A 22,002-nucleotide genomic window follows, 5' to 3' on the forward strand; every position below is an offset into this window, starting at 1 on the left:
GACTGACTCCGTCGGGCCCGCCGACGGGCAGCCGGGGCGATCGCGCCGTCACTTCCATGGAGGAGTGGCGGCGCCATGAGCTTCCCCCAGCCTTCGCCGGGGCCTGTCCGCCGGTCGGCACGAGACGGGCTCTCAGACGTCCCGCGGCTCCAGGGGGCGGGTGGCCGGGCCCTGCAGGACACGTCCGTCGAGTCCGAAGCGCGAGCCGTGGCAGGGGCACTCCCAGGCCTGTTCCGCACGGTTGAAGGCGACCAGGCACCCCAGGTGGGTGCAGCGCGCCGACAGCGCGTGCAGCCTTCCGCCCTCGTCGCGAGAGACGGCACACACATGGGCACCGATGCGCGTGACGGCGCCCTCGCCCGGCGCGATGTCGTCGGCCGACGGTCCGGTCAGCGGCGGCAGCCGGTCCGCCACGAAGTGCTGGGCGACCTGTGCCTGGTGCTTGAGGAAGGCGGGCGCCTCCCGCACGACCGAGCCCACGCGCCGCGGGTCGTAGAGCTTCGTCCACGGCGGCTCCCGCCCCTCGATCAGGGCGGACAGCAGCAGTCCCGCCATGATGCCCCCGCTGAGCCCCCAGCCACCGAAGCCGGTGGCGACGTAGGTGTGGCGGCTCGCCGCGTGCAGGGGCCCCACCAGGGGCACCGTGTCCGTCGAGTCGTTGTCCTGGGTGGCCCAGCGGTAGGTGAAGTCGAGCGGCCCGAAGTGCTCGGTCGCCCAGTCGGCCAGCCGTGCGAAGTGCTCCTCGCTGTCCGTCGTTCCGGGTGTGAAGTGTTCGCCGGTGAGAATCAGCAGACGTGAACCGTCCCGGTACGGGGCGGTCCGGAACGAGCGGGTGTTCTCCTCAGGCGTGAGGTACATGCCCCGGGGGGCGCGCCCGGAGTCGATCGGCGCTGTCAGCACGACCTCGCGGCGCGGGGAGAGGCGTGCGAAGAGCATCGCGCGGTCGAAGACCGGATAGTGCGTGGCCACCACCACGTCCCGCGCGGTCACCGTGTGCCCGGCCTCGGTGCGCAGGCGGCAGGGTTCACCCTCGTGCAGAGCGACCACACGGGTACCTTCGTACAGCTGTCCGCCGAGGCGCTCCAGCGCCTCGGCGAGTGCGAGCAGGTACGTGCGCGGATGGAACTGCGCCTGATCGGCCGCCCTGACGGCGCCCGCCACGGGGAAGGGCAGTTCGGTTTCGGTGACGAAGTCGGCGGCCAGCCCCGCCTCGCACGCGGCCTCCGCCTCGGCGCGCAGCTGCGGAACGCGTTCCTGATCGAGCGCATAGGTGAAGGCCGGCGCGTCCTCCCAGTCGCAATCGATGCCGAGCTCGTCGACGAGTTCGGCCGCTCTGCGGATCGCCTCCGTCTGGGACCGGGCGTACAGCGCCGCGCCTTCGATGCCGCGGGTGCGGCGCAGGTGCTGGTACACGAGGGAGTGCAGGGCGGTGAGCTTCGCCGTGGTGTGGCCGGTGACGCCGGCGGCGAGACCGCCGGCCTCCAGCACGGCGACGCTGCGGCCGGCCCGCGCCACTTCCCAGGCGGTGCTGAGACCCGCCATACCGCCTCCGACCACGGCCACGTCGACGGTGATGTCCTCCGTGAGGGCCGGTCGCGGCGTTCCGGGCGCCGTCTCGATCCAGTACGACGCCTGCCTGCCGGTGTGCTCACTCATGGGGGCCGGGTTCCCCGAAGCGGATCTCCGATGCGCGGACCGCGTCAGGGCAGCGCCGGACGGGTGAACAGCACGTCGACGCACTCGCGGGCGCCCCAGTGTGTCCGAGGCACGAGGCGCCTCCCGCTCGGCATGCGTGCCGCCCTCAGAGCGCCCGGTACATCGTGCCGCCCTCAGAGCGCCCGGTACATGATGTGCAGCCCCACCCTGCCGAACCGGGGATGCTCGTACGCCTCGGGAACGGTGCCGAGGATCGTGAAGCCGAGGGACTCCCACAGCCGTACCGCGGGGTTGGTCTCCACAACCGCGTTGAACACCATGCCGCGGTAGCCCTCGGCCCTCGCGACGGTCAGGACGTGTTCGGCGAGGGCACGCCCGACGCCGCGTCCCGCGCGGTCCGGGTCGACCATGAAGCCCGCGTTGGCGATGCGGGCGGCGGGGCCCGCGTAGTTGGGCGTGACGTAAGCGGAGCCCACGACCGCCCCGCTGTCGTCCTCCGCCACGTACACGTCCTTGCCCGGCGCCATCCACAGGGCGCGGGCCGCGTCCTCGGTGGTGTCCGGGTCCCAGGTGTAGGTCTCGCCCGCGGCGACGATCCGGTGCCAGAAAGGCCAGATCCGCGGCCAGTCATCGGCCGCGGCTTGTCTGATCAGCATGGGCGCGAGTCTGGCACGCCCATGCTGTCAGCGATCACGACGGATCCAGCGAGCTCAGTCCACGCTCGGCAGGATGTGGGGTTCGGCCAGGTCGTCCTCGTAACCGGCCAGTCTGATGGGGGCCGAGCGGGCCCACACGTCCAGGCTGCCGAGCTTCTTCTCTGTTCGCCTGCCCCCGCGCTCCCCGCGTTCCTTGGGGCGCTGATCGTGATTCATCTTCTCCGGTGTCACCGCGCACTCCTTATGTGTCGGGTAACCCTTGGGACGTACCGGCCCAGTCGGCCTGTGCTCTCGGCGTCCGCTCGGGTCTGAGTCAAGAACTGTTCGGACGCGGTGGCGCCGGCTACTCGTACGAGAGCAGGCCGTGGTGATCGGCTTGTCCCGGGGCGGACCGTGGGGTGTGGGTAGCTCCCCAATGGCTGTCCGCACCGTCCAGATTAACCAAATGAGCGGACGTCCGCTCGATGGGGCTGAAACAACCAGGTAACTGTCTTGGGTCATCCGGCACCCATTCGGCCGCGTTCTCTGGCGATTGGATGGCAATCGTCCCTTTTGCAATCCACCCATTCGGCGCAATCCTCGAACTGCTCACCGGTACGGCAAGTGTACGGACCGTGCTCAGTTCAAGTCCCGTTGGCCGCGTCGCAAGCTCGCCATGATCTGCTGCAGTCCGGCAACGGCTTTTCTCGCGGGAGGACTGACGCATGGAGCTGCGCAGCGTCGAGGAGCTGATGGATCTGCTGCACGCCTGCCGGGGTGCGTGGGACACGCCGGATCGCAGTGGCGACCCGGTCGATCTTCACGACCACGCCCTGCAGACCGCCGCACTGCTGCGCCGGAGTCACCCCGCGGACAAGGAACTCCAGGTGGCGGGTCTGGTGCACGACATAGGCCACCTCCTGCGGCCGGGCGACGACGCCGGGCACGCGGACCACGCGGCCGACGCGGTACGGACGCTGCTCGGCGAGCGTGTCTCCCGCCTCGTACGCCTGCATGTGGCCGCCAAGCGCTATCTGGCCACGGTCTCGCCGGGGCGCGGGCTGTCCCCGCAGAGTGCGCTCACCATGGCCCGGCAGGGCGGACCCATGTCGCGTGCGGAGGCGATGACGTTCGAACACGACCCGCTGGCGGAGGACGCGGTCACCCTGCGTCAGGCGGACGACGCGGCCAAGGTGACGGGTCTGGACGCCGGGGTGATGGAGGACTGGCGGACGGTACTGGAGCTGGTGGCGGCCCGGCACGCCCGGCTGGGAGCCGTGGACTGAGCACGAGCACGGCCCGCTTGACGGCCGTGGACTGAGAAGCGCGCCGACGCGCCGCGCGCTGGGCTCCCGAGCCCAGGCAGGCACGTCTGTGGAGCGCGCGACGGCCCGAGTCGAGTCACCCACCGGACAGGGTGCGACACGCTGCCGTCGGCCTAATCGGCTGCGTGGAGCGTCCGGCCGTTCACACTGTGCGAGGTGCGCCTCCGACACGGAATCGCCCTGGCATATGGCCGCGTGATCGGCAGGTGGATTACGGGCCATGCAGGCTGGTGTCTGGGCGCGTCCCTGGTCCTGCATCTTCTGGCCGCGGTCCTCTTCTCCCCCGAACCGCTGGATCTGCGGGTCTACCGGGAGGCCTCGCCCCTGGTGCTCTCCGGCGGTCTGTACGACTACCGGCTGCACACAAGTCCGCCGATCCCCGTGCTGCCCTTCACCTATCCGCCGTTCGCGGCCCTGGTGTTCCTGCCGCTCGCGCTCCCGCCCTGGGCGGCCCTGGTCGTCCTGTGGCAGGCGGCCTCGGTGGCGGCTGTGGGCGTGATCTGCCTCTGCGCCGACCGGCTCCTGCACCCGGACCGCGGCAGCTCCGCGAGGTCCCGTGTCCTGGTGTGGACGGCGGCGGCCCTGTGGCTGGAACCCGTACGGCACACCCTGGACCAGGGCCAGGTCAATCTGCTGCTGGCCGCCCTGGTCCTGGCGGCGCTGGCGGTGTCCCGCACCGCGATGACCCGGGGAGCGGTTCTCGGCCTGGCGACCGCGGTGAAACTGACTCCGGTCTTCGGCGGCCTCTACCTGCTGGCGACGCGGCAGTGGCGGGCGGCCTTCTGGGCGCTCGTCGCCGCGGGCGGCGCCACGGCCCTGGGCTGGGTGATCGCTCCACGGGAGTCGGCCCGCTACTGGTTCCGCCTGGTGAAGGAAACCCAGCGCATCGGCCCGGCGTGGTCCGTGCGCAACCAGTCGCTGCGGGGCGCACTCGACCGGCTCCTCGGGCACGACACCGCGGCCTCCGGCGTGTGGTGGGCGGCCCTCGCGCTGGCGACCGTGCTCACGGCGTGCGTCCTGTGGAAGGCCGGGCGACGCGGGGACCTGCTCGGTGTCCTGGTCACCGCCGAGCTGTACGGGCTGCTCGTGTCCCCCATCTCGTGGAGCCACCACTGGGTCTGGTGCCTGCCGGCCATGATGTGGCTCGCCCACGGACCCGCCCGGCGCCGGCCCCTCAGCCGTGTGGCGCTGGCGGCGTGGACCGTCGCCACCGCCACACGACTGGTTCCGCTGCTGATCCGCGTGGAGGACCGCCTGCCGCAGCACAGCCCGTACCCGGCACTTCTGGCCTGGCCCGGCACGGCCTACGCCGCGTGCGCGCTGCTGACGATCCTCGCCGTCGCCACCACCCGCGAAGAGGCCTCCGGCAGACGGGCGGATCAGCGGGAGCCCGCGGCCTTCGGTGCGTAGAACCGGTCGCGGACGCGCCGCAGCCAGCCCTCGGCCGCCGACTCGTCCGGCCGCAGCGGCAGCACGCTGCGCGTGTCGTCGAAGGCGTTCTCGTAGTACCGGAGCAGGGACCGCGCGGCTGTGGCGTCCGCGGCCACTCGCTCACCGAAGTCGTGGTACTCCTGCGGGTTCTCGACGCGAATGGTCAGACGTCCGGTCGCGTACAGTTCCAGACCCTGGTGGCACAGCCGCTTCAGGTGACGGGCGTGTTTGGCGGTGCGTCCGCGCGTTTCCGTCGAGACGGGTCCGGCGCCGCGCGCCTCGAGCCTCCTGAACTGCTGCCTGGCGTAGCCGAGATAGGCGTCCCGGACCCGCTGGGCGCACAGCAACGACGTACGGATGCCGGTCAGCTCGTCACCGAGCGGGGTGCGCACCTCGTACAACTCGGCAGGCAGCCAGACCAGTTCCATCGCGGTCGGGTTGCCGCCGAGAGCGAGCCGGCACCACTTCGCCGCCTCGTGGAAGGTGCGGTCGGGGGCCGTGCCGACATGGGACTCCTTCGGCCGGTGCAGGCCGTGCAACTGGTCCGTGGGTGCGGCGAACACGCCGAGCCGGTCGACGTCGGACCCCGCGTGGGCGAGTCCGTACGCGGTCGAGCCGACGATGCCGGACAGCAGGACGTTGGGGACGGTCACGTTCGGCCGCCTTCCTCGGTTCGAGCGATCGCGACGGCTCCGGGCCGGCCGGGCCCGGAGGCGCGAGCCGCTCCTTCCGGCATCCGGACGAACTCCGCGGAACGCGGCTCATGCACGGGAGGCTATGCGCCGACGGCCGGGCGGTGCCAATGATTTTCGCACTCCCGTACGCCATCGCCGACCGGGTCGACGGCGGAACCAGCGGCAGAACGTCGTACGTCCCGGAGACCTCTCCGGGACGTACGACGTTTACGACCGGCTTCGGTCACCCGCGCCACATCACATATGACGTCACGCGCACCACCTCACTCGTGACAGCGACCTCGACCTGATTCCGTCACGGGAACAGCGCGATCCCCACGGCGATCAACAGGACGATGCAGGCGATCAGGCCTACGGTGGCCCAGGTCCCGCGGTGCTTCACCGGGGCGGGCCGGCTCCCGCCGCGCGGCCGGTCCTCCGGCAGTGCGGCATTCACCGGACGGTCGGACGAATAGAACTGCTCGTCGCTCGGATACACGTTGCGGGGGTCTCCGGCGGCGCGTGGATCGATCTCGTGCGGCATGGCCATGAGAACTCACTCCTTGCGCGGTGCTCACGAGAGCTCGAGTTCCCGCCCGGCGCCGGGTCATGCCCCACGGATGGGGCATCGCCCCCCTCGGGAGGCCCGCCCGGTGTCACCACTTGCCGGGCGCGTAGTCCTTCAGGAAGACGCCGTACAGGTCCTCGCCCTGCTCGCCGCGCACGATCGGATCGTATACCCGTGCCGCTCCGTCGACGAGATCGAGCGGAGCGTGGAAGCCCTCGTCTGCCAGGCGCATCTTGTCCGGATGCGGGCGCTCGTCGGTGATCCATCCGGTGTCGACGGCGGTCATCAGGATCCGGTCCCGCTCGAACATCTCCGCGGCGCTGGTGCGCGTGAGCATGTTCAGGGCGGCCTTGGCCATGTTGGTGTGCGGGTGGCCGGCACCCTTGTAACCGCGGCTGAAGACGCCCTCCATCGCGGAGACGTTCACGATGTACGTGCGCCGGGCAGGGGAGGTGGCCAGTGCCGTCCGCAGACGGCTGATCAGGATGAAGGGCGCCGTCGAGTTGCACAGCTGCACCTCCAGCAGCTCGACCGGCGTGACCTCCTCCACCGGCTGGATCCAGGTGTTGGTGTCGTGCAGATCGGGGACGAGGCCGCCGGCGTCGATCGCCGTACCGGCCGCGATCCGCTCCAGGGAGGCGGAGCCGGAGACCAGGGCGAGGTCGGTCACGTCCTGCGCGGTCAGCGCGCCGCCCCCGGCCACCGGCAGAGCGGCCACGGCCCCGGAGCCGAACGTGCCGATGACCTCGGCGGACGGCAGCTCACCCGCCGGCAGCGGCGCGGACTCGGCGGACACCAGCTCGCTGTAGGCCTGCGGGGAGCGGCGTACGGTCTGGGCGGCGTTGTTGATCAGGATGTCCAGCGGGCCGTCGGCGGCCACCGAGTCGGCCAGTGCCACCACCTGGGCCGGGTCGCGCAGGTCGATGCCGACGATCTTCAGCCGGTGGATCCACTGGTCACTGTCGGGCTGGGCCTTGAACCGGCGGATCGCGTCGTTGGGGAAACGCGTGGTGATCGTGGTGTGGGCGCCGTCCCGCAGCAGCCGCAGCGCGATGTACATGCCGATCTTGGCGCGGCCACCGGTGAGCAGGGCGCGCTTGCCGGTGAGGTCGGCGCTGGCATCGCGACGGGCCCGGTTCTCCGCGGCGCACTGCTGGCAGAGCTGGTGGTAGAAGTAGTCCACCTCGACGTAGCGCTGCTTGCAGACGTAACAGGAGCGCGGGCGCTTGAGTATCCCGGCGATCTGGCCCGCCTCGGTGACCGACGACGGCAGGATGCCCTCGGTCTCGTCGTCGATGCGCTGCGCGGAGCCGGTCGCCGTGGCCTCGGTGACCCCCTTGTCGTGGGCCGTCTTGGCGGCCCGGCGCTCCTGGCGGCGGCGCTGCTTGACCATGCGGTAGATGTGCGAGGTGGCCCGGCGCACCTTGATCGCGTCGGGGTGGTCGACGTCGATGCCGTCGAGTTCCTCCAGGACGCTGAGGCAGACGGCCAGGCGTTTCGGGTCGATGCCGGGCCCGTACGACATCTCGTCCATGACCTCCGGGCCGACGCCCGTCAGGCCGTCCTCTGTCACCGTCATCGCGCTGCCGTTCCTCGCTCACCTGCGCAGCGCTCCGACCGCGCTCGCCTCCGAACGGAGAATTTTACGGAGCGCCGGGCCGGGTCTCCAAACCCGCGAAGATCAGCACAATTGCGAGCGGACCCGCGAGACCGCGGGGGACGCCCGGCCGGAAGCCCCGGACGGGACGGTTCCGGCCCTGCGGACGCCCCACTCGGCGCTGCCCGACCCGCTCCAGCAGGGGCCGGGCAGCGCCGAGGGCGGCCGTGCGCCAGGCACGGCCGCCCTCGGTCCGGCCACGGAGGGCCCGCTCAGGCGCGGCAGGCCGCCAGCAGCGTCTCCATCTCCTCCGGCACCGCCCGGGCGAGCCGCTCCAGGTCCGGTACCGCCCGGGCGTCGGCGACGAGCCCGTAGTGGACGCGGCCCCGGTACGTGGAGACCGCCACCGCCAGCGACTGGCCGCTGGCCAGCGGGGCCAGCGGGTACACCTCGGTGAGCGGGTTGCCGCCGAGCTTCAGGCCGAGGCTGGGCAGCGGCACGCTGGTGACCAGGATGTCGAACCAGAGCCGGGCGGCCTGGCTGACCAGTGGTCCGCCGATCCTGTGGCCGAGGGCCGGTACGTGGTCGGCGAGCAGCGCCACGGCACCCGCGCCCCGGTTGGGCCCGGCGTCCTTGTTGCGGTCCATGGCCGTGCGTACCGTCCGCAGCCGCGCCAGCGGGTCCGGGTCGGCCACCGGAAGCCGTATCAGATAGCCGGAGAGCCGGTTGCCCTGTGGATGCGCGCTGCGCGGACGGCGGTTGGAGACGGGGATCAGGGCGCGGGGCTCGACCCCCGCGCTGCCGTCGCCGCGCTCGTCCAGCCAGCGGCGCAGCGCGCCCGCCACGACCGCGATGAGGACGTCGTTGACGGTGCCCCCCGCCGACTTGCGCACCCGGTGCACATCGTCGAGTTCGATGACGACGCCGGCGGTACGGCGGGTGCCGCTCGGCTCGGAGGTGAGCGCGGACGACGAGCGCATCCCGAAGGTGGACAGGGCGACGGAGGCACCGATGTCCAGAGCGCGGCCCATGTCGGCGAGGGTGCCGCGCAGGAGGGCCGGGAGTCTGCGCACGTCGGGCAGAAGCCGGCGGGGAGGCTCCTGGCGGCGCGGCCGGGGAGCCGGCAGGTCCATCGGGTCCATGACCGCGGCGGCCAGTGTCAGGGCGCGCAGTCCGTCGGCGAGCGCGTGGTGGAACTTGAACAGCACGGCGAAGGAGGTGCCGTCCTCCCCCGGTAGCACATGCGCCTCCCACGGCGGCCGGCCGCGCTCCAACGGGCGTTCCATGAGCCGTCCGGCGGCCGCATGGAAGTCGTCGGTGGGAGCGTGCAGCCGCACATGGTCGAGCGGGTCGAAGTCGGGGGCCGGTTCGCGTGTCGCCCCGCCCAGGGCGAGCGCGAGCCGTGCGGCGGCAAGGTCGCGCTTCGTGCGTACGTCCGGCAGCCAGACGTCGCGGATCCGCATGCGCAGGCCCGGTACCGCGGCGGCGCGGGCGGCCAGCAGATCTGCGGCGTGGGCGCCCGCGGTGGGCGAGTTGCATGCGAACACGCCGATGGCACCGAGGTGCATCGGGTGCCGCGTGGACTCGATGTTCCAGAAGGCAAGGTCGAGTGGTGCGAGCAGGTCGGAAGTCAATGGCTTGCCTCGCGTCGACGACGGGGGAGCAAGAAAGTCAACCGCCCAGAGGCGATTACGGTCAAGTACGATCACGCTACATACAGTTAACGGCAGATTAAGTCCCGCCCTGGTGAGAAGGGCGGGACTCAAGCGACGCAAGAGGTCACATCAGTGCAGGTGGCGCCGCGTCAGGTGACGTACCCCACTCGGACGGCCGAGCCCCGACGATGAACTCCAGCCGGCTCGGACGGAGCAACGTGTCGCTGGTGACGTACGTCTGTTTGTACGCCGTTCCGTTGACACGCACGCCCTGGACGTACCGCTGGGTGTCCGAGGTGCCGGGCGCGGTGATGGTCAGACCGCCGCCCGGGTAGTACGCCCGGTCCAGGACCAGGTCGACCCGGTCGAAGACCGGCGTGGTCAGTCCCCAGGTGCGGTAGCCGGGCTGCACCGGGAAGATCCCGATCGACGAGAAGACGTGCCAGGCGGACATCGTGCCGAGGTCGTCGTTACCGGTCATACCGGTCGGCCCGTCCGTGAACAGGGTGAGCGCCGCGTGCACCACGTCCGTCGTCTTCCACGGCTGGCCGGTGGAGAGATAGGTGTACGGGGCGATGAGGTCGGGCTCGTTCTGCGGGTTGTACTTGTCCGCGTTGTAGTAGGCGTACGGCCCGTTCACCCACACCTTGCGCGCGGTCCCCGCGGGGTCCTTGAGCAGTTGGTCGTAGGCGAAGAAGGCGTCGAGCCGGTCGTTGGCCGCACGCTCGCCCCCGATGAGGCTCACCATGCCGCGCAGGTCCTGCGGCACGAGCCACTGGTACTGCCAGGCGCTGCCCTCGTGGAACCCCTCGCTCCTGGCCGGGTCGGAGGGCCCGGCGAAGACCCCGGAGGCGTCCCGGGCGCGGAAGAAGCCGGTGGAGGGGTCGAAGATGTTGCGGTAGTTGCGCGACCGGGCGGCATAGCGCGCGGCGTCCGCGCGATGCCCGAGGTCTCGTGCCATCTGGGCGAGCATCGCGTCGGAGAGCGCGTACTCCAGGGTCACCGATCCGCCGTGGTGGTAGTCCGAGTCGCCGGGCTTGGTGTACGGGCGGCCCTTGATGTACGGCGCGAAACCGTGCGCGATGTACTCGCGGTTCGCCTCCCGCCCCACATACATGGTGTCGGCGGGCGGGACGCCGTCGGCGTTCTTCTTCAGCGCGCGGTAGGCCCGCTGCTCGTATCCCTTGAGCAGTCCCTGCTGGTAGGCGTTGGTGAGGAACGGGGTGACCGGGTCACCGCTCATGATGTTCGTCTCCACCGTGCCGAAGCCCCACTTGGGCAGCCAGCCGCCCTCCTCGTCGATCTTGAGCACGGAGATCGCCATGTCGCGCGCCTCACGCGGCGCGAGCAGGGACAGGAGCTGGGACTGGGTCCGGTAGGTGTCCCACAGGGACCAGTTCTGGTAGTACGTGAACCCCTGGGTCCGGTGGATCTTCTGGTCCCAGCCGGTGTAGCGGCCGTCGGCGTCGCTGCCGATGTTCGGGGCGAGGAAGGACCGGTACAGGGACGAGTAGAAGGGGATCCGCAGAGCGGGGTTGCCGCCCTGCACCCGGACGTCGTCGAGTCGGCCCTCCCAGGCGCGCCGAGCGGCCTCCCGCACTTGGGCGAACGAACGCGCGGGTGCGGAACGGAGGTTGACCTCGGCCCCGCGTGGATCGACGTAGGACAGCGCGGTGGTCGCCTCCACGGTGCGATCGTGCCTCGCGTCGAAGGTGACGTAGGCGCCGTTGCGCCCGGGGCCCGACGACTTGGTCGCATCGGGGGTGATCGAGTCCTGGTACCACGTGCCGTGCGCGGTGAAGGGCCGGTTGAAACGGGTGACCGTGTAGACCGTGTAGGGCCGGGTGGACCGGCAGAAGCCGGTGCCCGTGATCGTGGTGCGCACGGTGCGGTCGTCGAGGATCTCGACCTTGGACGAGACGTTCTTGTGCAGCGCCTGGCCCGCGTTGAGCAGGACATTGGCCTTGCCGGTCGCCGGGAACGTGTAGCGCTGGACGCCGGTGCGCTCGGTCGCCGTCAGTTCGGCCCGGATGCCTCCTCCGAGTCCGACCCGGTAGTAGCCGGGACTCGCCTGCTCGTCGTCATGGCTGAACGTGGCCGCGTACTTGGCGTAGTCCGTCTCGGTGACGTCACCCGTCGTCGGCAGTACGGGCAGGTCACCTCCGATGGCGCAGCCGACACCGGAGAGGTGGATCAGGGAGAAGCCACGGATCCGGTTCTGGGTGTAGTCGTAGCCGGTGCGGTGCCCCGTGTCCGGCGAGAGCTGCACCATGCCGAACGGCACGGCGGCGCCAGGGAAGGTGTTGCCTTCGTTCTGTGTGCCGATGAAGGGGTTGACCAGGTCGGTGAGCCTCCCGCCGGACGGCTGGGCGGCCAGGGCGGCCGGCGGGGCGAACAGGGCCGAGGCAACCAGCGCACCCGCGGCACACAGGCGCAGACGCCGGGTCCATCTCATCTGGGAAGACCTCCGGAGGTTCGACATCGATGTCCCACATGGTGGTGGCGCGCTGTCGGTTTCCGGGGGAACCAGTGGGTTTGTCCCTGGACGCGTCGCCCGGCACAGGGCCCCGGATGCGCGGGCCGCAGGCACCCGGCATCCGGCGCGAGGAAGCGTGCCGGCCGAGAAGTCTTCTGCGCCCGGCCGGAGTTCACCGTCGGCTCCGGGTCCCGTCACCTCCGCACCCACGACGGTTGCGCCAGGCCGGCCCGCACCCACGGCGGGCCGGCCGTCGCGATGGGCCGCCCCTTCCACGACCGAACCGCTGTGCGGACCGGTCGGCCCGGGCTCATTGGCGACGATAGACGGCACGACATGCGCCCCGCCTGCCGGGGAACCGGCCGTGTGCGTCATTCGGGTGGCCGTGCCGGATCCCGGGAGTCCGCCGTCGCGGAGGCGGCGCCTTCGTGATCTACGGTTGGCTGCCGCAGGACCGGACCTGGCCGGCACCGGCCCTGTGGTCCAGCACGACGCCCGGTTCCGGCCTCCGGGACCGTACGTCCAGGTGCGGGCGCTGGACGCGCACGGCAGAGTCCTCAGGGCGTCGAAGGTCGTGAAGCTGCCCGGCTGACGGACCGTGAGCAGTACTCCCCCGGCCGTCTACGGAACCCGCTGCCCCTTGCCCAGCGCGATCACCCCGTCCTTGGACACCGTGTACAGCTCCGCGTCCCGCTCCGGGTTGACACCGATCGTGGCGCCCGGCGGCACCTCGACGTTCTTGTCGAGGACGGCGCCGCGCACGATCGCCCCCCGCCCGACGTGCACGTTGTCGTGCAGTATCGACCCCTGGACGACGGCGCCCGGGTCCACCACGACGCCCGGCGACAGCACCGAACGCGTCACCTGGCCCCGGATCAGGCATCCGGCGCTGATGATCGACTCGCTGGCGATCCCGCCCGCGTTGAAGCGTGCGGGCGAGAGCTGACCGGAGTGGGTGTAGATCGGCCAGCTGCGGTTGTAGAGGTTGAAGGCGGGGCGCTCCGCGATCAGGTCCATGTGCGCCTCGTAGTACGCGTCCAGGGTGCCGACGTCCCGCCAGTAGCCCTGGTCGCGGCTGGTCTCGCCGGGCACGTGGTTGGCGCTGAAGTCGTAGAACTGGGCCTCGCCGCGGTGGGTGAGCGCGGGCAGGATCGAACCGCCCATGTCATGCACGGAGCCCGGGTCCTCGGCGTCCCGCTGGAGTGCCTCGATCAGCGCCTTGGTGGTGAAGATGTAGTTGCCCATCGAGGCGTAGACGCACTCGGGGTCGTCGGGCAGACCGGGGGGATCGGCGGGCTTCTCCAGGAACCGCTCCACGCTCTGGCCGTCCGTGCCGGGGCTGATCACGCCGAAGGACGAGGACTCGGCCCGCGGCACCCGTATCCCCGCGACGGTCACGCCGGCGCCGCTGTCGATGTGCTGGGCGAGCATCTGCCGGGGGTCCATCCGGTAGACGTGGTCGGCGCCGAACACCGCGACGTACTCGGGCTGTTCGTCGTAGATCAGGTTCAGCGACTGCAGGATCGCGTCGGCACTGCCGAGGTACCAGCGCGGGCCCAGTCGCTGCTGGGCCGGGACGGGGGTGACGTAGTTGCCGAGCAGACTGGACATCCGCCACGTCGTGGTGATGTGCCGGTCCAGCGAGTGGGACTTGTACTGCGTGAGCACGCAGATGCGCAGGATGTCGCCGTTGACGAGGTTGGACAGGACGAAGTCGACAAGGCGGTAGGTACCGCCGAAGGTCACGGCCGGTTTCGCGCGGTCAGCGGTCAGCGGCATCAGCCGCTTCCCCTCCCCGCCGGCCAGTACGATTCCCAGCACCGAAGGTCCACCGCGCCGCATGCCGCCGCCCCTCTACGCCCGGTTGTTCCGCTCTCTGCTCACTTACTGCCCTGTTCGAGGACTTCCTCGTACAGGCGAACCGTGCGGCGGGCCACCGTGTCCCAGCCGAACTCCCGGACCGCGCGCTCGCGTCCGGCCTCACCCATGCGCTTGGCGGCCACCGGGTCGGCGAGGACGGAGTCGAGGGCGCGTGCCAGATGCTCCTCGAAGTCGTCGTCCACGTCGACCAGCAGACCGGTGCGGCCGTCGTCCACGACCTCCGGAATGCCGCCGGTGCGCGAGGCCACCACGGCCGTGCCGCACGCCATGGCCTCCAGGTTGACTATGCCGAGCGGCTCGTACACCGACGGGCAGGCGAACACGGCGGCGTGGGTGAGGAGCTGGATCACCTCGGGACGCGGCAGCATCTTCGGGATCCAGTGGACGCCCTCGCGGCTCCGGCTCAGCTCCTCGAACAGGTCGCGGAACTCGCGGTCGATCTCGGCCGTGTCCGGCGCACCCGCGCACAGCACGACCTGGACCTCGGGGTCGATGTTCCGCACCGCGCGCAGCAGATGGGGCACGCCCTTCTGGCGGGTGATACGGCCGACGAACAGGACGTAGGGGCGGCTCGCGTCGATGCCGAGACGGGCGAGGACGTCGGTCCCGTGGTCCGGCTGGTACAGCGCGGTGTCGATGCCGTTGTGCACCACGTGGACCCTCGCCGGGTCGAGGACCGGGTAACAGCCGAGGATGTCCTCGCGCATGGCGCCGGAGACGGCGATGACGGCGTCGGCGGACTCGATCGCGGTGCGCTCGGCCCAGCTGGAGAGGGCGTATCCGCCACCGAGTTGCTCGGCTTTCCAGGGGCGGAGCGGTTCCAGCGAGTGGGCGGTCATCACATGCGGGATGCCGTACAGCAGCTTGCCGAGGTGGCCGGCGAGATTGGCGTACCAGGTGTGGGAGTGGACCAGTTGGCGGTCGTCGAGGACGGCGGCCATGGAGAGGTCGACGGAGAAGGTGCGCAGGGCGTCGTTCGCGGTGTCCAGGGCGGGCCACGGTCTGTGGCGTATGACACCGCCCGCCCCGCCCTCGCCCCAGCAGTGCACGTCCAGGTCCGTGAGGGCGCGCAACTCCCGGGCGAGGAACTCGACGTGAACGCCCGCGCCGCCGTACACGTCCGGCGGGTACTCCCGGGTCAGCAGGCCCACACGCACCCGGAACCCCCTGTCTCAGCGGCTGGTTCCCACATGGTCACCCACATACCCCGGTTGCGGAAGACCATCCGTATCTCAGTCTCGGCCCGGTGGGCGGTCGAAGCAGCAGTCGCCGCACACCGAGCCGCCCGGCAGCCGGTAGTAAAGGCAGCAGCTGCGGCGCCGTCCGGTGGCGGGATCTAGGGTCCCGGCCAGGTCGGGATGGGCGAACAGCCCGGCGGCCAGCGTGCGGGCCCGCTCCCCCACCTCGGTACGGCCGTGCGCCCGAGCCCACTGGACGATCATGCGCGAGCTGCCCGCGAGGGCGGAGCCCGCGTTGCCCCACAGCAGCCCTGCGGGCAGGCGGTGGCGTGAACTCAGGGCGGCCGCGAGCGGGACGAGGTGGCCCTCGCGTACCACCGCGTCCAGCGCCTCGGCGGGCAGCGGGCGCACGTCGCTCAGCCACAGGTCCTCGGGCGCGCTGCCGTCCGGATCCCAGTGCAGCAGCCGGGGATCGAGGTCGGGCACCCGCCCGTACAGCGCGGCGCAGCCGAGGGCGACGGAGCAGAGCCGGGCCGCCAGTCCCAGGTGGGCGATGGAGGCGGCGACCCGGGCTTCCGGCGCGCGCAGGCTCCGGGCGACCTTGCGGGTGCGAAAAGTCAACGGATCCCCGTAGACATCGGCGGCGGCATCGATTGCGGCGGGTGCGTACGCCTGTGCGAGGGTGGGCAGCGGGCCACGCGGCGGTTCCCCGGTGCGCAGTACGAAGAAGCCGCCGAGTCCGCCCAGCGCGCCGAGTTGGGGGTCGAAGTCCACAAAAGTCAGTAGTACCAAGCTGTCCAGGGGCTTCAACCAGGCGGGATCCCCGCATTGTCACCCCTCTTGGGGAGGAGCGGAACCCGGTCGTACTCCATCGGCAGTACGACCCGATGCGTGCTCAGGTACGACGACGGGAAGAGCCGCGCACGGCATCGTGTTCATCATGGAAGCCGACTGTTCGCTGCGCCGGGCTCCCCGCCCCGGCCCCGCGCGAAGGAGGCGCTCGTGAGCGCCCTCGCGTTGTCCGTAGTGCTGTCGTTCGTCTCCGCCGTGGCATACGCGGGCGGGGCGATCGTGCAGGAGCGGGTCGCCGAGTCCTCGCCCGGCCAGGCGTACGCACCGCTGCGCCGGGCCGCCTGGTGGGGCGCCATCCTGCTGAACGGTCTCGGTGGGCTGCTGCACGTGGTGGCGCTCGCCTACGGTCCTCTGAGCCTGGTCCAGCCGCTGGGCGCGCTGACCATCGTGTTCGCGTTGCCGATGGCGGCGTTTTTCGTCGGCCGCCGGGCCGGGACGACCGCCTGGCGGGGCGCCGTCATGGCGACCGTGGGCCTGGCCGGTCTGCTGGCTCTGGTCGGTACCTCCGACGCCCGGTCCCTGGACAACGCCCAGCGCGTGCTGGTGGGCCTGGTCACCGCCGGCGGCGTGGTGGCGCTGATGGCCGCCGCCCGCGCCACGCAGCGGCATCCGGCGGTGCGCAGTGTGCTGCTCGCGGTCGCCTCCGGCGTCACGTTCGGCATGTCGTCGGTGTTCACGAAGACGGTCGCGGTGGACTGGACGAGCGGGGTGCTGCTCGCGGATCTGCCGAGCCTGGCCGCGATAGGCGTGTTCGCGACGGCCGGCCTGCTGCTGTCGCAGGCCTCCTACCGGGGTGCGGGCCTCGCGGCGCCGCTCGCCACGCTGACCGTGGTGAACCCGGTGGTCGCCGCCGCGGTCGGCATCACCTTGTTCGGGGAGGCGTTCCGCTACGGCACGACGGGGACCGTGCTCGCACTCGCCTGCGGGGTCGGCGCCGCGGGCGGCCTGATCCTGCTGTCCACCGAGCGGATCGGCAGCGAGCACCGCGCGGCGATGGCCTGCGACCTCGTGCCGCGAACCGGCGCGGAACCGGAACCGCGCCGGGAAACGCTCGTCCCGGTACCCGCGCAGGCTCCCGCCCCGGCCGAGGAGGAGGCGTTCGTACCGCCGCCGGTCCACGAGGGCCCGCACGAGGACCCGGTGGCGGCGGACGGCGGCCCGGCCGCACCGTACAGTGCCTTCTACGGCGGGCCGTTCGTACCCCTGCCCATGCTGGACCGGCACCGGGTCCGCATCAAATCCTGACGCCACCCGCCCGGAGGTAGGCGACCGGATCGATGTCGCTGCCGAACCCGGGACCCGTCCGCACCTCGAAGTGGAGATGCGGCCCCGTGCTGTTGCCCGTGGACCCGGAGCGGCCGATGCGCTGACCCGCCAGCACGCTCTGCCCGTCCTTCACGGAGATCGCCGACAGATGGGCGTACTGCGTATACCGGCCGTCGGCGTGCCGGACGACCACCTGGTAGCCGAAGGAGCCGCCCCAGCCCGCGCTGACGACCTGGCCCGCCGCCACCACCTTCACCGACGTACCGGTGGGCACGGGGAAGTCGACACCCGTGTGGTAGCCCTTCGACCATGCCGTCCCCGCGGCGTGGTAGGGCGTACCCATGGCGGCATGGACCGGGGCCACCATCTCGTGGGTCGTGGCGCTCCGCCCGGAACCGGTCTTCCCGGTGGAGGACTTGTGGGCCCTCGGGTGCGTCGCCTCCTTGTGGGCCCTCGGGTGCGCCGCCTCCTTGTGCGACGGGGCCTTGGCGCCCAGGCTCAGCCGCTGTCCCGGCAGGATCAGGTCCGGGTCGGCGCCGACCGTTCCCCGGTTGGCCGCGTACAGCCGCTGCCAGCCGCCCTGGACGTGATGGGTGTCGGCGATGTCGGAGAGCGTGTCGCCGCGCACCACGGTGTACATCTCGGCGGTGCCCGCCCGGGACTGGGGCGTCGTCTGCGGTGCCACGTCGCGGAGGGAGTGCTCGGTGGTCCGCGTCGAGGAGGCCGAGGTGCCGGTTCCTTGAGCGGCACCGGTGGGAGTGCCGCCGCCCGAAGGAAGTTGAGAGTGGTGGGTGAGACCGGCGTGTCCGGAGCAGACCGGCCAGGCGCCGGGGCCCTGACCCTCGAGGACCTTCTCGGCCACGGCGATCTGCTGGTCCTTGGCAGCGAGGTCCGCGCGCCGGGCGTACGCCGTGCCGCCGTAGGCCTCCCAGGTGGACTGGGTGAACTGCAGTCCGCCGTAGTAGCCGTTACCGGTGTTGACGCTCCAGTTGCCGCTCGACTCGCAGGCGGCGACCTTGTTCCAGGTGTCCACGTCGGCCGCGTGCGCCACGCCGGCGCCGATGAGCGGGATCGCCATGCCGGCGCCCCCCGCCGTGACGGTGAGCGAGGCCCGGTCGATCCTTGTCGGCTGATACCGGCGGTGCCGGCCGCGTGCGGCCATGGAGACCCCCTCGACATGCGTCAGGAGGAGAAAAATTAAGGGCGGCGAACAGGCCATGACAAGACGGCTATCGGCCGCTTCGTCCCACCAACTGACCGGGAATCGGCCCCTCTTGCCGATGCGGCGAACCGTCGGGACGGGCGGACGTCGGCCCGCAGCGGGGACACGCGGATGTGCGACGGGCGTACCGGCACGTCAGGATGGTCACCGGGCGATACTGACGACCACGCCAGGCACCACACCCCCGAGGATGTGTTCGGAACCGAACCGGCACCCCCGATTCCAGGACCTCTAGGAGCCAACCGCTATGAGCACTTCAGCCCAGATCGGCGTCACGGGCCTCGCGGTCATGGGCCGCAATCTCGCCCGCAACTTCGCGCGCAACGGCTACACGGTCGCTCTGCACAACCGGACCGCGTCGAGGACGCACGACCTCGTGAAGGAATTCGGGCACGAGGGCGACTTCGTGCCGACCGAGACCGCGGAGGACTTCGTGGCTGCGCTGGAGCGGCCGCGACGCCTGATGATCATGGTGAAGGCGGGCACGCCGACCGACGCGGTGATCCAGGAGTTCGCCCCGCTCCTGGAGCCAGGTGACATGATCATCGACGGCGGCAACGCGCACTTCGCCGACACCCGCCGCCGTGAGAAGCAGCTGCGCGAGCAGGGCATCCACTTCGTCGGCAGCGGTATCTCGGGCGGCGAGGAGGGCGCGCTGCACGGCCCGAGCATCATGCCCGGCGGATCGAAGGAGTCGTACGCCTCCCTCGGCCCGATGCTGGAGAAGATCGCCGCGAAGGCGAAGGACGGCGCACCGTGCGTCACGCACATCGGGCCGGACGGCGCGGGCCACTTCGTGAAGATGGTCCACAACGGCATCGAGTACGCCGACATGCAGCTGATCGGCGAGGCGTACCAGCTGCTGCGCGACGTCGCCGGCTATTCCCCCGCCGAGATCGCGGAGATCTTCCGCACCTGGAACACCGGCCGCCTCGACTCGTACCTGATCGAGATCACCGCCGAGGTGCTGTCGCACGTGGACGCGGCGACGGGCAAGCCGTTCGTGGACGTGGTCCTCGACGAGGCCGAGCAGAAGGGCACCGGCCGCTGGACCGTGCAGATCGCGCTGGACCTCGGCGTACCGGTCTCCGGGATCGCGGAGGCGGTGTTCGCCCGCTCGCTGTCCGGCCACAAGGCGCTGCGCGAGGCCTCGCGGGGTCTGGTGGGGCCGAAGGCCGCGCCGCTCCGCAAGGACGAGGCGGCGGCCTTCGCGGACCGCGTGGAGCAGGCGCTGTACGCGTCGAAGATCGTCTCGTACACCCAGGGCTTCCACGAGATCACCGCGGGCAGCGACGAGTACGACTGGGACATCGAACTCGGCAAGGTGGCCTCCATCTGGCGCGGCGGCTGCATCATCCGCGCGGCCTTCCTGGACCGCATCCGCGCCGCCTACGACGCGCGCCCCGACCTGCCGAGCCTGCTGTCCGACGAGACCTTCGCGCAGGAGATCGCGGCGGCGCAGGACGACTGGCGCGAGGTCCTCGTCGCCGCGACCCGCCAGGGAGTCCCCGCGCCCGGTTTCTCCGCGGCGCTCGCCTACTACGACGCTCTGCGCGCCGAGCGGCTGCCCGCCGCGCTGACCCAGGGGCAGCGGGACTTCTTCGGGGCGCACACCTACCGTCGGACGGACCGCGAGGGCTCGTTCCACACGCTGTGGGGCGGGGACCGGTCCGAGGTCGAGGCGTAACGGCCGCACGCCGCCCGTGGCGGTGACCCGGAACGCGGGTCACCGCCGCGCCGGCCGAGGCGTGGTCACTTCAGGGGCGGCCCCGGTTCGGGCTGGGGCACGGGGTCCGGGCCCGGCGGTTCGGGGATGGGGGAAGGCGGCGGCTCGGGAGTGGGCCGCTCAGGGCCGGGCACCGGTTCGGGTCCCGGCTGCGGGCGGTCGGGGCCGGGCCCCGGCGGTGCCGGGGGCACGGGGTGCGGTCCGGGAGGCACGGGTTCGGGTCCGGGCGGCTCGGGTCCCGGGCCCGGCGGAACCGGTTCCGGTGTGGGGCCCGGGTCAGGGGTCGGCTCCGGTCCCGGAGTCGGTCCCGGTCCGGGAGTCGGTCCCGGCTGTACGGGATCGGGGAGCGGGCGGGTCATCGTGTCCTCCAGCCATTCGGTACATCGGCCCTGGACTTGTCCCCCGGGTACCCGGGCCCCCCGCAGGCACTCACCCCGTAGCGGGACGGGAGGACGGCCGGGCGGGGTACGTCGCGGCGGCGGCGGCCGCCGCGAGGCCCGGCTCGGGGCTCGACAGCACCGGGACGGCCGTGGTGGTCAGCCGGCGCGCCGGGGCCATGGACGCCTGGGCGAGGACGATGGCGTCGGCGTCGGCGTCGGTGACCGTGTCGGCGGCGTCGGCCACCCTGCGGAGGTATCCCTCGATGTCACCCGTCTCGAAGCGGTGCCAGGCGCCCTCCACGAGCAGTGGGCGCACCTCGACCGCCCTGCCCGCCGCCTCCTCCTGGATCAGGGCGGACGTCGGCCCCAAGGTGCTCTCCACGGCGGCGATCACGGTGATGCGGGGGCCGGCCGCGACCGCCGCTGCGGCCATGGGCCGGTCCACGCGCAGCACGGGCACACCCACGTCCACGCCCTCGGCGACCCCGCCGATGGTCGAGCAGGTGCACAGTACGGCGCGGGCACCGGCTGCGACGGCCCGCGCGAGCAACTCCCGGATGTCGCCGGCCACGGCGTCGGGGCCCTGCACCCGCGCCCCGGCCAGCAGGTCCTCCGCCACGAGGTGCGTCAGCGCGAGCCCCGGATGGGACCGGTCACGCAGTTCCTCGAAGACCGGGACGTGCACGGGCGAGGTGTGCAGCAGGGCGAGTGTGCCGTGGGTGCCGCTGTCGCTCACGGTCGGTTCCCCTCCGCCGGTCAGGCCGTGACGGCCTGCGGGCTCCGCTCCTGGTCCGAGCCCGGTACCGGGGCGGACGGGTCCGTGCCGAGTGCCACGATCCGGTTGTCGCCGTCCACGTGCACGACCCGGGGCCGCAGGCTCCTCGCCTCGGCGTCGGACACCTGGGCGTAGCTGATGACGATCACCAGATCGCCGGGGTGCACGAGATGGGCCGCGGCCCCGTTGATGCCGATGACGCCGGAGCCGCGCTCACCCTCGATGACATAGGTCTCCAGCCGGGCGCCGTTGGTGATGTCGACGATGTGGACGAGCTCCCCCGGCAGCAGATCGGCGGCGTCGAGCAGGTCGGCGTCGATGGTCACGGATCCGACGTAGTGCAGGTCGGCCTGGGTGACGGTGGCACGGTGGATCTTGGACTTGAACATGGTACGAAGCACGGAGAAACTCCCGATTGGTCTGCTCCCTGCCTGCTTTTTGCAGGTCAAGGGCGATGTTCGGAGGCTACATAGTTTCGCATGTGTGGTCAGCTGTCGCCGGGTGTTTGAGGACTCACACTGACCGGTTGCTGACTTTCCTAACGGCGCGCCAGTCACATGGCCACACGCGTGACGTTCAGCCGACCAGCCTCACCATCGCGCAAGCAGCACATCGTGATGAGTTCTGGCGCGAGCTCATCGTCAGCGGCGGTCAGCGCCTTCTCCTGGGTTCCGCAACGGATCCCGTGCATCTGCACCTCGTCTT

The 22,002-nt window shown here is 71.4% G+C and carries 20 protein-coding genes; 6 read left to right on the forward strand and 14 right to left on the reverse strand.

Annotated elements, in window-relative coordinates; all coding sequences use genetic code 11:
- Positions 1 to 132: 132 nt before the first annotated feature.
- The 3 genes from ABZ904_RS11040 to ABZ904_RS11050 all read right to left on the reverse strand — a co-directional run bounded on the left by ABZ904_RS11040 (position 133) and on the right by ABZ904_RS11050 (position 2,543).
- Positions 133 to 1,656: an FAD-dependent oxidoreductase gene (locus ABZ904_RS11040; RefSeq protein WP_359391460.1), complete on the reverse strand. Its 1,524-nt coding sequence runs from the start codon at positions 1,654 to 1,656 to the stop codon at positions 133 to 135.
- A gap of 173 nt (positions 1,657 to 1,829) precedes the next feature.
- Positions 1,830 to 2,312: a GNAT family N-acetyltransferase gene (locus ABZ904_RS11045; RefSeq protein WP_359391459.1), complete on the reverse strand. Its 483-nt coding sequence runs from the start codon at positions 2,310 to 2,312 to the stop codon at positions 1,830 to 1,832.
- 54 nt (positions 2,313 to 2,366) lie between these two features.
- Positions 2,367 to 2,543 carry a hypothetical protein gene (locus tag ABZ904_RS11050; protein WP_359391458.1) on the reverse strand — a complete coding sequence of 59 codons (177 nt, stop codon included), beginning with the start codon at positions 2,541 to 2,543 and terminating at the stop codon, positions 2,367 to 2,369.
- A 473-nt stretch (positions 2,544 to 3,016) separates the two neighbouring features.
- On the opposite strand from ABZ904_RS11050, the gene ABZ904_RS11055 reads away from it, so the two are divergent.
- Together ABZ904_RS11055 and ABZ904_RS11060 are read left to right on the forward strand one after the other, a co-directional pair.
- On the forward strand, positions 3,017 to 3,577 hold the full coding sequence (locus ABZ904_RS11055) for an inositol oxygenase family protein (RefSeq protein ID WP_360998032.1): 561 nt from the start codon (positions 3,017 to 3,019) through the stop codon (positions 3,575 to 3,577).
- Positions 3,578 to 3,772: 195 nt separating this feature from the next.
- Positions 3,773 to 5,026, forward strand: a complete 1,254-nt coding sequence (locus ABZ904_RS11060) for a glycosyltransferase 87 family protein (RefSeq protein WP_359391456.1) — start codon at positions 3,773 to 3,775, stop codon at positions 5,024 to 5,026.
- Here ABZ904_RS11060 and ABZ904_RS11065 read toward each other — a convergent pair.
- The gene (locus tag ABZ904_RS11065; RefSeq protein WP_361822548.1) at positions 4,996 to 5,700 is read right to left on the reverse strand and encodes a nucleotidyltransferase domain-containing protein; all 705 of its coding nucleotides are present in this window, start codon (positions 5,698 to 5,700) and stop codon (positions 4,996 to 4,998) included. The two genes, ABZ904_RS11060 and ABZ904_RS11065, sit on opposite strands and share 31 nt — an antisense overlap.
- Before the next feature lie 149 nt (positions 5,701 to 5,849).
- Here ABZ904_RS11065 and ABZ904_RS11070 point away from each other — a divergent pair, with 149 nt between their 5' ends.
- Complete coding sequence (locus ABZ904_RS11070) at positions 5,850 to 6,032, forward strand: hypothetical protein (protein WP_361822551.1); 183 nt, start codon at positions 5,850 to 5,852, stop codon at positions 6,030 to 6,032.
- 5 nt (positions 6,033 to 6,037) lie between these two features.
- Here the strand turns inward: ABZ904_RS11070 and ABZ904_RS11075 are convergent, their stop codons facing one another.
- From ABZ904_RS11075 to ABZ904_RS11090, 4 genes are all read right to left on the reverse strand, one after another.
- Positions 6,038 to 6,271, reverse strand: coding sequence for a hypothetical protein (locus ABZ904_RS11075; protein WP_359391453.1), 234 nt, complete (start codon positions 6,269 to 6,271; stop codon positions 6,038 to 6,040).
- A 106-nt stretch (positions 6,272 to 6,377) separates the two neighbouring features.
- On the reverse strand, positions 6,378 to 7,868 hold the full coding sequence (locus tag ABZ904_RS11080; RefSeq protein ID WP_361822554.1) for an SDR family NAD(P)-dependent oxidoreductase: 1,491 nt from the start codon (positions 7,866 to 7,868) through the stop codon (positions 6,378 to 6,380).
- Between the two features lie 290 nt (positions 7,869 to 8,158).
- Positions 8,159 to 9,520, reverse strand: coding sequence for a wax ester/triacylglycerol synthase family O-acyltransferase (locus ABZ904_RS11085; RefSeq protein ID WP_359391451.1), 1,362 nt, complete (start codon positions 9,518 to 9,520; stop codon positions 8,159 to 8,161).
- 145 nt (positions 9,521 to 9,665) lie between these two features.
- Positions 9,666 to 11,996 carry a GH92 family glycosyl hydrolase gene (locus ABZ904_RS11090; protein ID WP_360998037.1) on the reverse strand — a complete coding sequence of 777 codons (2,331 nt, stop codon included), beginning with the start codon at positions 11,994 to 11,996 and terminating at the stop codon, positions 9,666 to 9,668.
- Positions 11,997 to 12,456: 460 nt separating this feature from the next.
- Here ABZ904_RS11090 and ABZ904_RS11095 point away from each other — a divergent pair, with 460 nt between their 5' ends.
- Positions 12,457 to 12,609, forward strand: a complete 153-nt coding sequence (locus ABZ904_RS11095; protein WP_360998039.1) for a hypothetical protein — start codon at positions 12,457 to 12,459, stop codon at positions 12,607 to 12,609.
- Positions 12,610 to 12,638: 29 nt separating this feature from the next.
- Here ABZ904_RS11095 and glgC read toward each other — a convergent pair whose 3' ends face one another.
- The 3 genes from glgC to ABZ904_RS11110 form a co-directional block, all read right to left on the reverse strand.
- Positions 12,639 to 13,859 (reverse strand): glucose-1-phosphate adenylyltransferase, encoded by a 1,221-nt coding sequence (gene glgC, locus ABZ904_RS11100; protein ID WP_359391448.1) that lies wholly within the window; start codon positions 13,857 to 13,859, stop codon positions 12,639 to 12,641.
- Positions 13,860 to 13,897: 38 nt separating this feature from the next.
- Entirely contained in the window at positions 13,898 to 15,055 is a 1,158-nt protein-coding gene (gene glgA, locus ABZ904_RS11105; RefSeq protein WP_359391447.1) for a glycogen synthase, read from the reverse strand.
- Positions 15,056 to 15,130: 75 nt separating this feature from the next.
- Entirely contained in the window at positions 15,131 to 15,850 is a 720-nt protein-coding gene (locus ABZ904_RS11110; RefSeq protein ID WP_359391446.1) for a (2Fe-2S)-binding protein, read from the reverse strand.
- A 228-nt stretch (positions 15,851 to 16,078) separates the two neighbouring features.
- On the opposite strand from ABZ904_RS11110, the gene ABZ904_RS11115 reads away from it, so the two are divergent.
- The gene (locus ABZ904_RS11115) at positions 16,079 to 17,173 is read left to right on the forward strand and encodes a DMT family transporter (protein WP_359391445.1); all 1,095 of its coding nucleotides are present in this window, start codon (positions 16,079 to 16,081) and stop codon (positions 17,171 to 17,173) included.
- Here the strand turns inward: ABZ904_RS11115 and ABZ904_RS11120 are convergent.
- Entirely contained in the window at positions 17,163 to 18,356 is a 1,194-nt protein-coding gene (locus ABZ904_RS11120; protein ID WP_361822561.1) for a transglycosylase family protein, read from the reverse strand. The two genes, ABZ904_RS11115 and ABZ904_RS11120, sit on opposite strands and share 11 nt — an antisense overlap.
- A gap of 307 nt (positions 18,357 to 18,663) precedes the next feature.
- Here ABZ904_RS11120 and gndA point away from each other — a divergent pair, with 307 nt between their 5' ends.
- Positions 18,664 to 20,103, forward strand: coding sequence for an NADP-dependent phosphogluconate dehydrogenase (gndA, locus tag ABZ904_RS11125; RefSeq protein WP_359391443.1), 1,440 nt, complete (start codon positions 18,664 to 18,666; stop codon positions 20,101 to 20,103).
- A 468-nt stretch (positions 20,104 to 20,571) separates the two neighbouring features.
- Here gndA and ABZ904_RS11130 read toward each other — a convergent pair whose 3' ends face one another.
- Both ABZ904_RS11130 and panD read right to left on the reverse strand, forming a co-directional pair.
- Positions 20,572 to 21,258, reverse strand: coding sequence for an aspartate/glutamate racemase family protein (locus ABZ904_RS11130; RefSeq protein WP_360998047.1), 687 nt, complete (start codon positions 21,256 to 21,258; stop codon positions 20,572 to 20,574).
- Positions 21,259 to 21,278: 20 nt separating this feature from the next.
- Positions 21,279 to 21,698, reverse strand: a complete 420-nt coding sequence (gene panD / locus ABZ904_RS11135; protein ID WP_359391441.1) for an aspartate 1-decarboxylase — start codon at positions 21,696 to 21,698, stop codon at positions 21,279 to 21,281.
- Between the last annotated feature and the right edge of the window lie 304 nt (positions 21,699 to 22,002).

The organism is Streptomyces sp. NPDC046900, from assembly GCF_040644975.1.
In the GTDB taxonomy this organism is placed as follows: domain Bacteria; phylum Actinomycetota; class Actinomycetes; order Streptomycetales; family Streptomycetaceae; genus Streptomyces.

Bases quoted from the DNA above. Each gene is read 5' to 3' on its own strand.
- ABZ904_RS11040 (WP_359391460.1), bottom strand. From the start codon at position 1,656: ATGAGTGAGCACACCGGCAGGCAGGCGTCGTACTGGATCGAGACGGCG.
- ABZ904_RS11045 (WP_359391459.1), bottom strand. From the start codon at position 2,312: ATGCTGATCAGACAAGCCGCGGCCGATGACTGGCCGCGGATCTGGCCT.
- ABZ904_RS11055 (WP_360998032.1), top strand. From the start codon at position 3,017: ATGGAGCTGCGCAGCGTCGAGGAGCTGATGGATCTGCTGCACGCCTGC.
- ABZ904_RS11070 (WP_361822551.1), top strand. From the start codon at position 5,850: ATGATTTTCGCACTCCCGTACGCCATCGCCGACCGGGTCGACGGCGGA.
- ABZ904_RS11075 (WP_359391453.1), bottom strand. From the start codon at position 6,271: ATGGCCATGCCGCACGAGATCGATCCACGCGCCGCCGGAGACCCCCGC.
- ABZ904_RS11080 (WP_361822554.1), bottom strand. From the start codon at position 7,868: ATGACGGTGACAGAGGACGGCCTGACGGGCGTCGGCCCGGAGGTCATG.
- ABZ904_RS11090 (WP_360998037.1), bottom strand. From the start codon at position 11,996: ATGAGATGGACCCGGCGTCTGCGCCTGTGTGCCGCGGGTGCGCTGGTT.
- glgC (WP_359391448.1), bottom strand. From the start codon at position 13,859: ATGCGGCGCGGTGGACCTTCGGTGCTGGGAATCGTACTGGCCGGCGGG.
- ABZ904_RS11120 (WP_361822561.1), bottom strand. From the start codon at position 18,356: ATGGCCGCACGCGGCCGGCACCGCCGGTATCAGCCGACAAGGATCGAC.
- gndA (WP_359391443.1), top strand. From the start codon at position 18,664: ATGAGCACTTCAGCCCAGATCGGCGTCACGGGCCTCGCGGTCATGGGC.